This window comes from Streptomyces sp. C1-1, assembly GCF_050214755.1.
GTDB lineage: Bacteria > Actinomycetota > Actinomycetes > Streptomycetales > Streptomycetaceae > Streptomyces.
In genome coordinates this window covers 8,292,501-8,307,617 of record NZ_CP189826.1, presented here as the reverse complement: position 1 = coordinate 8,307,617, position 15,117 = coordinate 8,292,501, and the positions used below count along the sequence as shown (strand labels likewise).

The following is a 15,117-nucleotide window of genomic DNA, read 5'->3' as shown; positions in this document are numbered from 1 at the left end:
AAAAGGGCCCCACCGAAGCGGGGCCCTCCTCCAAGCCTGCCGGCTCAGTCCTCGTACGCGTCCAGCGGCGGGCAGGAGCAGACGAGGTTGCGGTCGCCGTATGCCTGGTCGATCCGGCGCACCGGCGGCCAGTACTTGTCGGCGGCCGAGACCCCGCCCGGGAAGACGGCCTCCGCACGCGAGTAGGCGTGCTCCCACTCCCCGCCCAGCGCGGCGGCGGTGTGCGGGGCGCCCCGCAGCGGGTTGTCGTCCGCCGGCCACTCGCCCGCGGCGACCTTCTCGATCTCGGCGCGAATGGCGATCATCGCCTCGCAGAACCGGTCGAGCTCACCGATGTCCTCGGACTCGGTCGGCTCGATCATCAGCGTGCCGGCCACCGGGAACGACATCGTCGGCGCGTGGAACCCGTAGTCGATGAGCCGCTTGGCGACATCGTCCACGCTCACGCCGGTCGCCTTGGTCAGCGGTCGCAGATCGATGATGCACTCGTGCGCGACCAGCCCGCCGGGACCGGTGTAGAGCACCGGGTAGTGGGGCTCGAGCCGCTTGGCGATGTAGTTGGCGGAGAGCACGGCCACCTGCGTGGCCCGCTTCAGCCCCTCGCCGCCCATGAGCCGGACGTAGGCCCACGAGATCGGCAGGATGCCCGCCGAGCCCCAGGGCGCCGCGGAGATCGGACCGACGCCCGTCTCCGGCCCGGCGGCCGGCTGCAGCGGGTGGTTGGGCAGGTACGGCGCCAGGTGCGCGCGCACGCCGACCGGGCCGACGCCCGGACCGCCGCCGCCGTGCGGGATGCAGAAGGTCTTGTGCAGGTTGAGGTGCGAGACGTCACCGCCGAAGTGGCCCGGCTTGGCGAGGCCCACGAGCGCGTTGAGGTTGGCGCCGTCGACGTACACCTGCCCGCCGGCGTCGTGCACCTGCGCGCAGATGTCCGCGACGTGCTCCTCGAACACACCGTGCGTCGACGGGTAGGTGATCATCAGCACCGCCAGCTCGTCGCGGTACTGCTCGATCTTCGCCCGCAGGTCCTCGACGTCGATCTCGCCGTCCTCGGCGGTCTTGACGACGACGACCTTCATGCCCGCCATGACGGCGCTGGCCGCGTTCGTGCCGTGCGCGGACGACGGGATGAGGCAGACGGTCCGCTGCGCGTCCCCGTTGGCCCGGTGGTACCCGCGTACGGCGAGGAGACCGGCCAGCTCGCCCTGCGACCCGGCGTTGGGCTGCAGCGACACCTTGTCGTACCCGGTGACCTCGGCCAGCCGCTCCTCCAGCTCGCGGATGAGCGTCAGGTAGCCCTGGGCCTGCTCGGCGGGCGCGAAGGGGTGCAGCTGCCCGAACTCGGGCCAGGTGACCGGCTCCATCTCGGTCGTCGCGTTGAGCTTCATGGTGCACGAGCCCAGCGGGATCATGCCGCGGTCGAGCGCGTAGTCCCGGTCGGCGAGCCGGCGCAGGTAGCGCAGCATCGCGGTCTCGGAGCGGTGCTGCTGGAAGACGGGGTGGGTGAGGATGTCGTCGTCGCGCAGCAGGTCCTGCGGCAGGGCCTCCTCGACGACGGCGTCCAGCGCCTCGATGTCGCCCTTGACCCCGAACGCGCTCCACACGGCGCTCAGCTGGGCCCGGCCGGTGGTCTCGTCGCACGCCATGGAGACGTGGTCGGCGTCGACGAGCCGCAGGTTGACGCCGTTGTCCCGCGCCGCGGCGACGATCTCGGCCGCCTGTCCGGGGACGCGCGTGGTCAGGGTGTCGAAGTAGGAGCCGTGCACGACCTCGACCCCGCCGGCCCGCAGCCCCTCGGCCAGGATGGCGGCGTACCGGTGGGTGCGCCGCGCGATGCCCTTCAGGCCCTGCGGTCCGTGGTAGACGGCGTACATGCCGGCCATGACGGCGAGCAGCACCTGGGCCGTACAGATGTTGCTGGTGGCCTTCTCGCGGCGGATGTGCTGCTCACGGGTCTGCAGCGCCAGCCGGTACGCCTTGTGCCCGTCCGCGTCCACGGACACGCCGACGAGCCGCCCGGGCAGGCTGCGCGCGAACTTCTCCTGTACGGCCATGTAGCCGGCGTGCGGCCCGCCGAAGCCCATCGGCACACCGAACCGCTGCGTCGTACCGACGGCGATGTCCGCGCCGAGCTCCCCGGGCGACTTCAGCAGCGTCAGCGCGAGCAGGTCGGCGGCCACGGTGACGAGCGCGCCGAGCTCGTGCGCCTGGTCGATGACCCGCTTGATGTCGCTCACCGCACCGGAGGCGCCGGGGTACTGCACCAGTACGCCGTTGATCTCGCGCCCGGCGAGGTCGGCCGGGATGCCGTCACGCAGGTCGGCGACGACGACCTCCACGCCCGCCGGCTCGGCGCGGGTCTCGATGACCGCGATGGTCTGCGGCAGCGCGTCCGCGTCGACGAGGAAGAGGCCCTTCTTGTTCTTCCCCATACGGCGGGAGAGCGCCACGGCCTCCGCGGCCGCCGTCCCCTCGTCGAGCAGGGAGGCACCGGAGGTGGGCAGTCCGGTGAGGTCGGCCACCACGGTCTGGAAGTTGAGCAGGGCCTCCAGCCGGCCCTGCGAGATCTCCGGCTGGTACGGCGTGTAGGCCGTGTACCAGGCCGGGTTCTCCATCACGTTCCGCAGGATGACCGGCGGGGTGAAGGTGCCGTAGTAGCCGAGGCCGATCATGGAGCCGAGGACCTGGTTGCGGTCGGCGAGCGAACGCAGCTCGGCGAGCACCTCGGCCTCGGTCCGGGCGCCCGGCAGGTCGAGCGCGTCGGCGTTCTTGATCACGTCCGGTACCGCGGCGGCGGTCAGCTCGTCCAGCGAGCCGTACCCGACCTGCGCGAGCATCTTCGCCCGCGCCTCGTGGTCGGGGCCGATGTGGCGCTGCTCGAAGGGGATTCCCTGTTCGAGCTCGGAGAGCGGAATGCGGTGGGCGGTCATTGCGGAGGCCTCCTGGTCTGACGCGACCTTCGAGGGGCACCACGGCGCGGGTACCCGAACGGCCTCCCCCTCTGTCATCTCAACCTGAGAGCTTCACCGGACCGCCCGGAGGCGCCCGGTTTTCACCGTCGGTGAGAGCGGAAGCCGTCGACACCCGCCCTGCTTTCCAGAGTGACCTCGTCCGTGCGGTACGTGAGCCTGAGAGATTCCGGGGAGGATTTGCTCCTTCGGCGCCTCCGGGTTCTCCGGAGGACTCTCCCGCACGGGGTCAGCAGCCAGTGTCAGCCTACCAGCGGGCACAACACAGGCGTCTTCGAGTGGCCGCCCGTCCCGTTGTGCTCTTTTGTAGTGCTAAGGACGAGTTGCGAGCAAGAGGAGGGCACGTGCAGACCGACATCGATCCGCGCAACCTGATCGGCCGCAAGGCGTTCGACCGCAACGGCACCAAGATCGGTACCGTCGACGAGGTCTACCTCGACGACGCGACCGGTGTGCCGGAGTGGGCGGCGATACGCACCGGCCTGTTCTCCCGCGACGCCTTCGTCCCCCTGGAACCCAGCGAGCTGATCGAAGGCACCCTCCACATCCCCTTCGAGCGCTCCCTGATCAAGGACGCGCCCGACTTCGGTGTGGGCCGCCACCTCTCGCCCGAGCAGGAACTGCAGCTCTACCACCACTACGGCCTGGACGTGGCGCCCCCACCCCCCTTCCCGGACCGTACCTTCGGCAAGCTGGCGGGAACGGAGGACGCGGACGCCTAGAGCCCACCCCTTGTCCGGTCACGCACCGACCCCCTCCGCGGAGACGCCCGCCGCCCCCTCGACCAACGGCAGCGGTTCTGCCGGTTCCAGGTCAGGATCGTCGACCCGGAACGTGCGCACCCGCCCCGGCTCCGACCCGGGTGTCTCGAAGCGCACGGTCACCCGGCCCAGCCCGCTCCCCTGCACCCATCCGTGCCCGAACTCGGCGTGCCGCACGTCGTGCCCAGCGGGCCACCGCCGCTCGACGACCACCTGCCGCTCCTCGACCGGCTCCTGGTCCCCCTCCTCCGCCACCTGCTCGGCCGCTCCTTCCCCGGCCGCCTGGGCGAACAGATCCTCCTGCGTGTAGTCGGCCAGCCCGCTCACCCCGACGCCCAGCAACCGCACACCCCCCGTCGTGTCCACGGAGTCCAGCAACCGTGCGGCGGACTCCCGCACCACCGCCGGATCGTCGGTCGGCCCCCGCAGCGTCTCCGACCGGGTCAGGGTGGAGAAGTCGTACCGCCGCACCTTCAGCACGATGGTCCGCCCCGACAGCCCCGCCGCCCGCAGCCGCCGCACACAGCGGTCGGCGAGCCGCTGCACCTCCAGCCCCACCCGCAGCCGGTCATGGATGTCCACGTCGTACGTGTCCTCGACGGACACCGACTTGGCCTCGCGCTCGGCCACCACGGGCCGTTCGTCGTGTGCCAGCGCCATGGCGTGCAGCGCGTGCCCGTGCGCCTTGCCCAGCAGCCGTACGAGCTCGTCCTCCCCGGCCTCGGCGAGGTCGTCGACCGTGGTGATCCCGGCCCGCCGCAGATGGTCCCCCGTCGCCGGTCCCACCCCCGGCAGGGTCCGCACCGACATCGGCCCGAGCATCGCCCGCTCGGTCCCGGGCTCGATCAGCACCAGTCCGTCCGGCTTGGCCTCCTCGGAGGCGATCTTCGCGAGCATCTTGGACGCCGCGAGCCCCACGGACCCGGTGAGCCCCGTCACGGCCCGTATGTCGGCCCGCAGCTTCTCCCCCACCAGCCGAGCCGAGGCCGCGTCCCAGGCGGTCTCACCGGCCTCCAGGTCCACGAACGCCTCGTCCAGGCTCAGCGGCTCCACCAGGGGCGACAGCGCGTGCAGAAGCGCCATGACCTGCTCGCTGATCGCCCGGTAGAACCCGAACCGCGGCACCAGATACGCGGCGTTCGGCGCCAGCCGCCGCGCCTGGGCCATCGGCATGGCCGACCGCACCCCGAACACCCGCGCCTCGTACGAGGCCGTCGCGACGACCCCACGCGGCCCCAGTCCGCCCACGACGACGGCCTTCCCGCGCAGACTCGGCTTGGACGCCTGCTCCGCCGAGGCGTAGAAGGCATCCATGTCGAGATGCAGGATCGTGGGAGCGTTTCTCACATGTCCGATGCTGCCCTACGCCACTGACAATGCCCCTGTACAACGACCGGGCTGCCGTCGCTTCCGCCTCAGACGGCCCGGTTGCGCCGCCGCGCCAGTTCGTCGGCCGGGTTGGGCCCCACCAGGGTCTCGCCGGTGTCGGTCCGCTCGCCGTGCAGCTGGGACAGCGCGCTCTCGACGTCCCGCCAGACGACCCCGACAGCGATCCCGAAGATGCCCTGGCCGCCTTGGAGCAGTGCGTGGACCTCATCCGGCGAGGTGCACTCGTAGACCGTGGCGCCGTCGCTCATCAGCGTCATGCGCTCCAGGTCCCGGAAGCCGCTCTCCCGCAGGTGCTGCACCGCGGTGCGGATGTTCTGCAGCGACACACCGGTGTCCAGGAAGCGCTTGACGATCTTCAGGACGACGACGTCCCGGAAGCTGTAGAGCCGCTGCGTCCCCGAGCCGTACGCGGGCCGCACACTCGGCTCGACCAGCCCGGTGCGCGCCCAGTAGTCCAGTTGCCGGTACGTGATGCCGGCGGCCGCGCAGGCCGTCGGCCCGCGGTAGCCGATCTGCTCGGACGCCATCGACGCCGCCCCTCCGCTGCTCGGCACGGCCGCAGGTCGCTGCGGGACGTGATCGGCCGCGTTGCCGTGATGGGGCTCCCCCCAACTCGAACGCGGCTGAGAGCTTGGGGGAGGGTACGGTCCGCTGTCCCCCTGACCTCGTCCGGGGGCACCCCCAGCCGTACCGTCGCCGCTGCTTCTCACGCCGACCTCCGTCCTTGACCTGCCTCCTCGACGGTAGGCAGCCACCCGGGGTGCGTCAACGACCGCCACACTCGGCACGCCGAGTGATAATCACCCTGAGAGTGGTTTCCCGTGCCCCATCGCGGGGAAAGGCTAGCCGAATGCGCTCGGAGCGAGCCGCAGGACGCTCGCACGGGCCGCTGGCAAATGCGGGCATTTGAGTCGTGATCGCCTGCGGACCGGCCGCTCACGGACCACCGGGGTCCGCCGGGCCGGCCCCGCCTCACTGACTGCTGGTGCCGAAGTCCTCCGGCGAGATCTGGTCGAGGAACTCGCGGAACTTCTCCACCTCGTCCTCCTGCTCGTCCGGGATCGCGATGCCCGCGTCGTCGAGCACGCCGTCGCTGCCGTAGATCGGCGTTCCGGTGCGCAGCGCCAGCGCTATGGCGTCGGACGGACGGGCGCTCACCTCGACTCCGCTGGCGAACACCAGCTCGGCGTAGAAGACGCCCTCACGCAGGTCGGTGATGCGCACTTCGGTGAGCTCCTGGCCGACGGCCTCCAGCACGTCCTTGAACAGGTCGTGGGTCAGCGGTCGCGCGGGGGCCATGCCCTGCTGGGCGAAGGCGATCGCCGTCGCCTCCCCCGGCCCGATCCAGATGGGGAGGTAGCGGTCGCCTCCCACTTCACGCAGGAGCACGATCGGTTGGTTGGAGGGCATTTCGACCCGGACACCTACGACATCGAGCTCGTTCACACAGCAACCCTAGGACGTGCCCGGGACGTTTGGGTAGTCGGGCAGGAAACGGGGGGACGATCCGGCCTCACGACGCGTGCCCGGCTCAGGGCAGTCGCACGCCGAGCGCGGTCTGCACGAGAGCCGCGTGCAGCCTCATCGTGAGCGCCGCCAGCTCCTTCGTACGGGCCTCCGCGTGGGCCCTGGTCTGCGGATTGCGGTGCCTCTTCAGCGGGGCCACCACCTGGTCCACGAGCCCCGCCTCGCGGTCGGCGGCGGCCTTCATCGCCCTCAGGTGCCGCGGCTCGATCCCGAACCGCCCCAGTTCCACCACGAGGGAGGCGACGGTGACCGCCTCCGCGTCGTACGCCCCGTCCGGCATCGGAGTGAGCAGGCCGTACGACTCCCACTCCTTGAGCTGCTCCTCGCCGATCTCGGCGGCGGCGAGCAGCTCGTCCTTGCCGATCCGGGCGGCCGTCGGCCCCTCCAGGGGCTCCAGAACGGCCTCACCGTCCCGCTGCCGGCCCACCGCGGGCAGCGCCACGGCCTCGCCGCGCTCCATGGCGTCCAGGTGCTCTCGGATCACCTTGAGCGGCAGGTAGTGGTCGCGCTGCATCCGCAGGACGTGGCCGAGGCGCTCGACGTCGCCGACGGTGAACTTGCGGTACCCGGAGGGGGTCCGCTGCGGCTCGATGAGCCCCTCCGACTCCAGGAAGCGAATCTTGGAGATGGTGACTTCGGGAAACTCCTCGCGCAGCACGTTCAGCACTGTGCCGATGCTCATCAGACCGTCCGTGGCGGCGGTGCCGTGGCCGGCACCACCGCTCGGTGTTTGCAGCATGGACATTCCCTGGGGTCCCCCCGGACGGAGTCCGGGAGCGGTCAGTAGCCCTGCTGGCTCGCGTAGAAGACCAGCCGGTACTTGCCGATCTGGACCTCGTCGCCGTTGTTCAGGGCGACCTGGTCGATCCGCTCTCGGTTGACGTACGTGCCGTTGAGGCTGCCCACGTCGGCCACCGTGAACGTGCCGTCCGCACCGCGGCGGAACTCCACGTGACGACGCGAGACGGTCACGTCGTCCAGGAAGATGTCGCTCTGCGGATGGCGGCCGGCCGTGGTCAGGTCGCCGTCCAGAAGGAAGCGGCTGCCCGAGTTCGGCCCGCGACGCACGACCAGCAGGGCGGAGCCAAGCGGCAGCGCGTCCACGGCGGCCTGCGCCTCGGGAGAGAGCGCCGGCAGCTGCGTCTGGCCGGTGACCTCGGCGTCGTAGGCCTCGATGCCGGAGATGGAGATCGTGGAGGTCGTCTCGGACGGCCGCTCGGCCGCGGCTCCACCGCGCAGCGGGGCGCCACAGTTGGAGCAGAAGCGGCTGTTCTCCGCGTTGCGGTTACCGCACCTCGTACACACCAGGGCCGACATAGGGGAAAACCCTCCACCCGTACTTGAGGTTGACGGTTGCCCGAAACCTATGCCGCCGGACTGCGCAGGGTCAACCGACGGCGCGCCCTGACCTCCGGAAATGTCACCGCCCGGCCCAGCGACCTGGTCCCGGAAGAGGGGACGCTGGCCTTCCGCGTCGGGCTGTGCGCGATGACGAGCAGTGGCATTGTCGCTGCCCTCTCGCGCGCTCTTGCCGAACAACTTCGCAAACAACTTCACGGGCGATTCCCCTTGACCGAAACAGACCCGCCCGTGGGGCAGGACGAACCCTGACTCAATACGCCGGCCGACCCGGACATCCTCACAACGTCCGTATCCACCAGACAGTTTCCACCACGCACCACCCAATCGGTGCGCCGACCCCCCGCAACCTCATGCCCCTGCCGGTCGCCCCCCATGCACCGCCGGTTCACTGGGAGGACGACCGAGCGTAGTCAGGCCGCTTCGCCGCTCGCAAGGCGTCCACGACGATCTTGTTCGACCGGTCGACAGTGACGGTGGCCTGCTCCTTCTCGAGAGTCTGCACCACGCCTCCAGGGATGTTGAGCGCCGGTTCGAGGTCCTCCGGTTTGCCGATGACCTTGAAACGATAGGGCGCGTTGATCTTGTTCCCGTCGACGCTCACGCTCTTGCCGGAGTCCGACAGATAGGTGTTGGCCACGACACGTACGCCGTTCACCTGGATCGCCTCGGCCCCGGCAGCGCGCAACTCCTGCACCGCGTCGAGCAGCATGTCCGCCTGGACCGTCCCCTTCGTGTCGTCGATCGTCATCGTGATGCCGGGCCCCTGCGCCGCCACCGTGCCCGCCAGAATGCCGAGTTGCTTCTCCTTCTCGACGGTCTGCTTGCGGGCCTCCTCGGCCTGGTCGGAGCTGTTCTCCAACTCGTCGCGCTGCTTCTGCAGCCCCTGCTTCTCGTCCTCAAGACGTTGAGTACGGTCGTCGAGTTCATCGAGGATGCGAACAAGATCCTCCTGACGCGCTCCGCGCAGCGCGCTGTCACTGTCGCTGTTCGACGCCACCTGCACGGCGAGGCCGAAGCCGAGACCGAACAGCAGCACCGCGACGATCAGTTGGGCGCGGCTCGCCCGAGGCGGCCACAGGCCCTGGACCAGCCGCTGCCGGCCGGTCAGCCGGGGCTTCGCCTCGGGCGTCTCACCGACGACCTCGGGCGTCTCACCGGCGGTCTCGGGCGTCCCCTCGCCGGCCTCCGGGGCCGTCGCGGGCACCTCTTCGGGCAGTTCCTTGCGCAGCCTGTTCTCGGGCTCGTCCTTCGCGTCGCTCATCGGCCTCACGCCCGGAACACGTGGCGACGGATCGCGGCGGCGTTCGAGAAGATGCGGATACCCAGAACCACCACGACACCGGTGGACAACTGGGCACCCACGCCCAACTTGTCGCCCAGGAAAACGATCAGCGCGGCCACGACCACGTTGGACAGGAACGACACCACGAAGACCTTGTCGTCGAAGATGCCGTCCAGCATGGCCCGCAGCCCGCCGAAGACGGCGTCGAGCGCCGCGACGACGGCGATCGGCAGATAAGGCTCGACGACCGCCGGAACCTCAGGCCGGACCAACAGTCCGGCCACGACTCCCACGACGAGGCCCAGTACGGCGATCACGATGTGCCCTTCTCCGTCTTCTCGTTCTTCGGCTGTGCTGTACGTACGATCACGCTCGGTGCGGCGGGCAGCCGAAGGTCGCCCTGCACCGAGATGCTGGTCCTGATGCCGTAGTTCTCCTGCAGGGCGTGCAGGTACAACCCGTCGGCACTGTTCTGGAACCGGGTGCTCAGCTGTTTCCCATTGCCCACGGCGAGCACGGTATAGGGCGGCACCAGCGGCTTGTTGTCGACCAGTATCGCGTCACCCGCGGCCCTGATCGCCGACAGGGCGGTCAGCCGCTGCCCGTTGATGGAGATGGCTTCGGCCCCCGACTCCCACAGCCCGTTCACCACGCGCTGCATGTCGCGGTCGCGCACTCGGCCGGTGTCGGAGAAGTCCGAGGTCTCTCGCGGGTTGCCGTTGCCCCCGGAGGTCGCTTCCTTGGCGTCGTTCACGACCAGCCGCACGCCTGGGCCGTGCACCTCCACGGCGCCCGAAAGCAGGCCCACCAGCTCCGACTGGTCGCCGCCACCGCTCTTCTTCAGGGCTTCTCGCTGTCGGGCGCTCACGTCGTCGCGGAGCTTGTCGACGGAGTGCTCCAGCTTGTCCGCGGCCGCCGTCTCACGGTCGATGCGGTCGATCAGTTCCTCGCGCTCCTTGGCGACGACGGGTGCCGCCACCCGCGCCTGTGCCGCCCCCACCGTCACGACCAGCGCCGCGAGCACCAGCCCGGCCGCGAGACCGAGCCTGGCCCGCAGCGTCCTGGGCATACCGCCGACGCCGGCGGCCTTCTTACGGGCGGCCGCCTCGGCGTAGCCGTCGTCGAGGCTGTGGTCCATGACGTTGGTGAGGAGGAACATGGACGCGTCCGGCCGCGAAGGGCGCGTCGGTGTGCTCCGAATGGGGGGCTGCTGCGGCATGCCGCACATCGTCGCACGTTGCGGCCACTACCTCCGAATGGCCCCACCGGCGTGCCGGACAGGCCCCCTTGGGGACGCTTGTCCGGCACGCACGCGTACGGCGTTTTTTCAGCGCCCGGCGCTGTCCACGACCGTCGACCACTCGTCGAGCAGGGCCTGCGCGGAGGCGTCGTCCGGCCCTTCCGCCCACAGATGGGTGACGGCCTCGGCCGGGTCGGGCAGCACCATCACCCAGCGGCCGTCGGTCTCGACGACACGCACGCCGTCGGTGGTGTCCACGAAGCGGTCTCCGGCCTCCTCGACGACCCGCCGCATCACAAGTCCCTTGACGGCCCAGGGAGTCGCCAGGTCCCGCTTGAGGACGTGCGCACGGGGGATCCGCGCGTCGATCTGGCTCAGCGTGAGCTGCGTCCGCGCCACCAGCCCGATCAGCCGTACGAAGGCGGCCGCGCCGTCGAAGACGCTGCTGAACTCCGGGACGATGAATCCGCCCTTGCCGTCGCCGCCGAAGATGGTCGAGTCGTCGCCCCCGACCCGGGTGAGGTCGTCGGGCGAGGTCGTCGTCCACTCCACCTGGGTCCCGTGGTACGCCGCCACCTGCTCGGCGATCCGCGTCGTGGTCACCGGAAGCGCCACCCGCCCACTGCGCCGCTCGGCGGCGACCAGGTCGAGCAGCACCAGCAGAGCGCGGTCGTCCTCGATGATCCGACCCTTCTCGTCGACGAGGGAGAGCCGCTCGCCCACGGGGTCGAACCGCACGCCGAACGCCGCCCGGGACGAGGCCACGATCTCCCCGAGCCTCACCAGCCCCGACCGCCGCTGGTCGCCGGTCTCGGTGGGCCTGGACTCGTCGAGGCCGGGGTTGATGGTCAGCGAGTCCACGCCCAGCTTGCCGAGCAGGCTGGGCAGCACGAGCCCCGCACTGCCGTTGGACGCGTCGACGACGACCTTCAACCCGGACTCACTGATGCCGGTCGTGTCGACGTTCCGCAACAGCGACCCGGTGTAGGAGTCGAACACGCTGGCGGGGAAGTGCAGGTCACCGATCTCACCGGGGAACGCCCGCCGGTACTCCTGCCGCGCGAACACCCGGTCCAGCTTCCGCTGACTGCCCTGTGACAGGTCGGCGCCGTTGCCATCGAAGAACATGATGTCCACCGAGTCCGGCACCCCGGGCGTGGTCCGGATCATGATCCCGCCGGCACTGCCCCGAGCCGTCTGCTGCCTGGCCACGGGCAGCGGTACGTTCTCCAGGTCCCGTACGTCGATGGCGCTGGCCTGCAACGCCGAGATGACCGCCCGCTTGAGCGCCCGGGCACCGCGGGAGTGGTCGCGGGCCGTGGTGACGGTGGAGCCCTTCTTGAGGGTCGTCGCGTAGGCGCCGGCGAGGCGGACGGCGAGCTCCGGGGTGATCTCGACGTTCAGGATGCCCGACACACCACGGGCTCCGAAGAGGTGCGCCTGCCCCCTGGACTCCCAGATCACCGAGGTGTTGACGAACGCACCGGCCTCGATCGTCTTGAACGGGTAGACCCGCACATTGCCCTGCACGATCGATTCTTCACCGATCAGGCACTCGTCACCGATGACCGCGCCGTCCTCGATGCGGGCGGCACGCATGATGTCGGTGTTCTTGCCGACGACACAGCCCCGCAGATTGCTGTGCTGTCCGACGTACACGTTGTCGTGCACGACGGCCTTGTGCAGAAAGGCGCCGCTCTTCACGACGACGTTGGAGCCGACGACCGTGTGTTCACGGATTTCGGCTCCGGCCTCGACCTTGGCGTAGTCGCCGATGTACAGCGGACCGCGCAGAACCGCGTCGGGATGCACCTCGGCACCCTCGGCGACCCATACGCCCGGGGAGATCTCGAAACCGTCGATATCGACGTCGACCTTGCCCTCGAGGACGTCGGCCTGCGCCTTCACATAGCTTTCGTGGGTGCCGACGTCCTCCCAGTAGCCCTCGGCGATATAGCCGTAGATCGGCTTGCCTTCCTTCATCAACTGTGGGAAGACGTCACCGGACCAGTCGACGGGCACATCGGGGTCGACGTAGTCGAAGACCTCGGGCTCCATCACATAAATTCCGGTGTTCACGGTGTCGGAGAAGACCTGCCCCCAGGTCGGCTTCTCGAGGAAACGCTCGACCTTGCCTTCCTCGTCGACGATCGTGATACCGAACTCCAGCGGATTGGGGACACGCGTCAGACACACGGTGACGAGCGCGCCCTTTTCCTTATGGAAATTGATCAGCTCCGTGAGGTCGAAGTCGGTCAGCGCATCGCCGGAGATGACAAGGAAAGCATCGTCCTTCAACGCCGCCTCGGCGTTTTTCACGCTCCCGGCGGTACCGAGTGGCTTCTCCTCGTTGGCATAGGAAAGCTCCATACCGAGCTCTTCGCCGTCACCGAAATAGTTCTTGACCAATGAGGCCAGGAACTGCACGGTGACGACGGTCTCGTTCAACCCATGCCTCTTGAGCAGCCGCAGCACGTGCTCCATGATCGGGCGGTTCGCCACGGGCAGGAGCGGCTTGGGCATACTCGAAGTCATGGGACGAAGGCGGGTGCCTTCGCCTCCGGCCATCACGACGGCCTTCATGTCGGAAGCGTCCTCCTCAAGAGACGACGGTCTAGCCGACTTCACCCGTCAAGATTGTCCCGCACTTTTCCGCCGGGGGCCATCCAGCCGCTACGGCCGCAGCAATCAGGGAGTTCAGTCGGCCATGGCGTCCGCACGGACCAGGCGGCGGACTTGTACCACGTAGAGGACTCCTGCCCACCAGTACAGCGTTGTACCCCATCCGGCGAACGCCCATCCGAAAATAGCAGCGAGTGACGCGATCCATCCAGTTCCGTCACTGAGCAGGAGCAGCGGGAAGGCGTACATCAGGTTGAAGGTGGCGGCCTTCCCGAGGAAGTTCACCTGCGGCGGCGGATAGCCGTGCCGCCTGAGGATGCCCACCATCACCAGCAGGAGCAGCTCTCGCGCGAGAAGTGCAGCGGTCAACCACAGCGGGAGAATCTCGCGCCAGGTGAGACCGACCAAAGTCGAGAGAATGTAGAGCCGGTCGGCCGCGGGGTCCAGGAGCCGGCCAAGGCTGCTGATCTGGTTCCAGCGTCGCGCCAGCTTGCCGTCCAGATAGTCGCTGATGCCGCTCAGAGCGAGGATCAGCAGCGCCCACCCGTCACTCTGGGGGCCTCCGAACTCAGGCCTCAGGATCAGCCACAGGAAGATCGGCACGCCGACGAGACGCGCCATGCTGAGGATGTTGGGGATGGTGAGGACCCGGTCCGTCTGGACACGGGTCTCCTGGACCTCCACCCGGGGGCCTCCTGTGGGAAACGAGCCAACGATGCCCCCTGACCCTACCTCAACGCAAAAAAGCTCTGGCTCTTGGGCTTGAGTGCCCAAGAGCCAGAGCTCTAAAAGGAGTTCGGCGGCGTCCTACTCTCCCACAGGGTCCCCCCTGCAGTACCATCGGCGCTGTAAGGCTTAGCTTCCGGGTTCGGAATGTAACCGGGCGTTTCCCTCACGCTATAACCACCGAAACACTATGAAGTTAGACCGGAAAAAAACACGGTCGTTGCCTCAGAACTAACACAGTGGACGCGAGCAACTGAGGACAAGCCCTCGGCCTATTAGTACCGGTCACCTCCACACGTTACCGTGCTTCCAGATCCGGCCTATCAACCCAGTCGTCTACTGGGAGCCTTACCCCATCAAGTGGGTGGGAGTCCTCATCTCGAAGCAGGCTTCCCGCTTAGATGCTTTCAGCGGTTATCCCTCCCGAACGTAGCCAACCAGCCATGCCCTTGGCAGGACAACTGGCACACCAGAGGTTCGTCCGTCCCGGTCCTCTCGTACTAGGGACAGCCCTTCTCAAGACTCCTACGCGCACAGCGGATAGGGACCGAACTGTCTCACGACGTTCTAAACCCAGCTCGCGTACCGCTTTAATGGGCGAACAGCCCAACCCTTGGGACCGACTCCAGCCCCAGGATGCGACGAGCCGACATCGAGGTGCCAAACCATCCCGTCGATATGGACTCTTGGGGAAGATCAGCCTGTTATCCCCGGGGTACCTTTTATCCGTTGAGCGACGGCGCTTCCACAAGCCACCGCCGGATCACTAGTCCCGACTTTCGTCCCTGCTCGACCCGTCGGTCTCACAGTCAAGCTCCCTTGTGCACTTACACTCAACACCTGATTGCCAACCAGGCTGAGGGAACCTTTGGGCGCCTCCGTTACTCTTTAGGAGGCAACCGCCCCAGTTAAACTACCCATCAGACACTGTCCCTGATCCGGATCACGGACCCAGGTTAGACATCCAGCACGACCAGACTGGTATTTCAACGACGACTCACCGCGAACTGGCGTCCGCGTTTCAAAGTCTCCCAGCTATCCTACACAAGCCGAACCGAACACCAATATCAAACTGTAGTAAAGGTCCCGGGGTCTTTCCGTCCTGCTGCGCGAAACGAGCATCTTTACTCGTAGTGCAATTTCACCGGGCCTATGGTTGAGACAGTCGAGAAGTCGTTACGCCATTCGTGCAGGTCGGAACTTACCCGACAAGGAATTTCGCTACCTTAGGATGGTTAT

Annotated in this window: 12 protein-coding genes, 2 rRNA genes and 1 riboswitch (1 of these 15 cut by a window edge); of the genes, 1 reads left to right on the top strand and 13 read right to left on the bottom strand. The window is 68.3% G+C overall.

The window, feature by feature from the left end:
* Window positions 1-44: 44 nt before the first annotated feature.
* The gene (gcvP, locus tag ACQF4J_RS37765) at window positions 45-2,930 is read right to left on the bottom strand and encodes an aminomethyl-transferring glycine dehydrogenase (protein ID WP_427167781.1); all 2,886 of its coding nucleotides are present in this window, start codon (window positions 2,928-2,930) and stop codon (window positions 45-47) included.
* Between the two features lie 176 nt (window positions 2,931-3,106).
* A riboswitch (glycine riboswitch) is annotated at window positions 3,107-3,201 on the bottom strand.
* A 112-nt stretch (window positions 3,202-3,313) separates the two neighbouring features.
* Here gcvP and ACQF4J_RS37760 point away from each other — a divergent pair.
* Entirely contained in the window at window positions 3,314-3,691 is a 378-nt protein-coding gene (locus tag ACQF4J_RS37760; RefSeq protein ID WP_351583222.1) for a PRC-barrel domain-containing protein, read from the top strand.
* Between the two features lie 18 nt (window positions 3,692-3,709).
* Here ACQF4J_RS37760 and ACQF4J_RS37755 read toward each other — a convergent pair whose 3' ends face one another.
* From ACQF4J_RS37755 to ACQF4J_RS37700, 12 genes are all read right to left on the bottom strand, one after another.
* A complete protein-coding gene (locus ACQF4J_RS37755; protein WP_427167780.1) occupies window positions 3,710-5,077 on the bottom strand; it encodes a DNA polymerase IV in 1,368 nt (455 codons plus the stop codon).
* A 68-nt stretch (window positions 5,078-5,145) separates the two neighbouring features.
* Window positions 5,146-5,829, bottom strand: coding sequence for a MerR family transcriptional regulator (locus ACQF4J_RS37750; RefSeq protein WP_351583216.1), 684 nt, complete (start codon window positions 5,827-5,829; stop codon window positions 5,146-5,148).
* 262 nt (window positions 5,830-6,091) lie between these two features.
* A complete protein-coding gene (locus ACQF4J_RS37745; RefSeq protein WP_004002801.1) occupies window positions 6,092-6,565 on the bottom strand; it encodes a bifunctional nuclease family protein in 474 nt (157 codons plus the stop codon).
* Window positions 6,566-6,650: 85 nt separating this feature from the next.
* Entirely contained in the window at window positions 6,651-7,385 is a 735-nt protein-coding gene (locus ACQF4J_RS37740) for a MerR family transcriptional regulator (protein ID WP_351804646.1), read from the bottom strand.
* Between the two features lie 41 nt (window positions 7,386-7,426).
* Window positions 7,427-8,332, bottom strand: coding sequence for an FHA domain-containing protein (locus ACQF4J_RS37735; RefSeq protein WP_079078211.1), 906 nt, complete (start codon window positions 8,330-8,332; stop codon window positions 7,427-7,429).
* A gap of 61 nt (window positions 8,333-8,393) precedes the next feature.
* Window positions 8,394-9,269 (bottom strand): DUF881 domain-containing protein, encoded by an 876-nt coding sequence (locus ACQF4J_RS37730; RefSeq protein WP_351583209.1) that lies wholly within the window; start codon window positions 9,267-9,269, stop codon window positions 8,394-8,396.
* 5 nt (window positions 9,270-9,274) lie between these two features.
* Window positions 9,275-9,607 carry a small basic family protein gene (locus ACQF4J_RS37725; protein ID WP_003988855.1) on the bottom strand — a complete coding sequence of 111 codons (333 nt, stop codon included), beginning with the start codon at window positions 9,605-9,607 and terminating at the stop codon, window positions 9,275-9,277.
* Window positions 9,604-10,509 (bottom strand): DUF881 domain-containing protein, encoded by a 906-nt coding sequence (locus tag ACQF4J_RS37720; protein ID WP_351583206.1) that lies wholly within the window; start codon window positions 10,507-10,509, stop codon window positions 9,604-9,606. Before ACQF4J_RS37720 ends, ACQF4J_RS37725 begins: the two co-directional genes overlap by 4 nt.
* Window positions 10,510-10,617: 108 nt before the next feature.
* The gene (locus tag ACQF4J_RS37715) at window positions 10,618-13,113 is read right to left on the bottom strand and encodes a sugar phosphate nucleotidyltransferase (RefSeq protein WP_427167779.1); all 2,496 of its coding nucleotides are present in this window, start codon (window positions 13,111-13,113) and stop codon (window positions 10,618-10,620) included.
* Window positions 13,114-13,227: 114 nt separating this feature from the next.
* Window positions 13,228-13,836 (bottom strand): CDP-alcohol phosphatidyltransferase family protein, encoded by a 609-nt coding sequence (locus tag ACQF4J_RS37710; protein WP_351583200.1) that lies wholly within the window; start codon window positions 13,834-13,836, stop codon window positions 13,228-13,230.
* Between the two features lie 110 nt (window positions 13,837-13,946).
* Window positions 13,947-14,063, bottom strand: a 5S ribosomal RNA gene (gene rrf, locus ACQF4J_RS37705).
* A 70-nt stretch (window positions 14,064-14,133) separates the two neighbouring features.
* Window positions 14,134-15,117, bottom strand: a 23S ribosomal RNA gene (locus ACQF4J_RS37700); it runs 2,139 nt beyond the window's last position.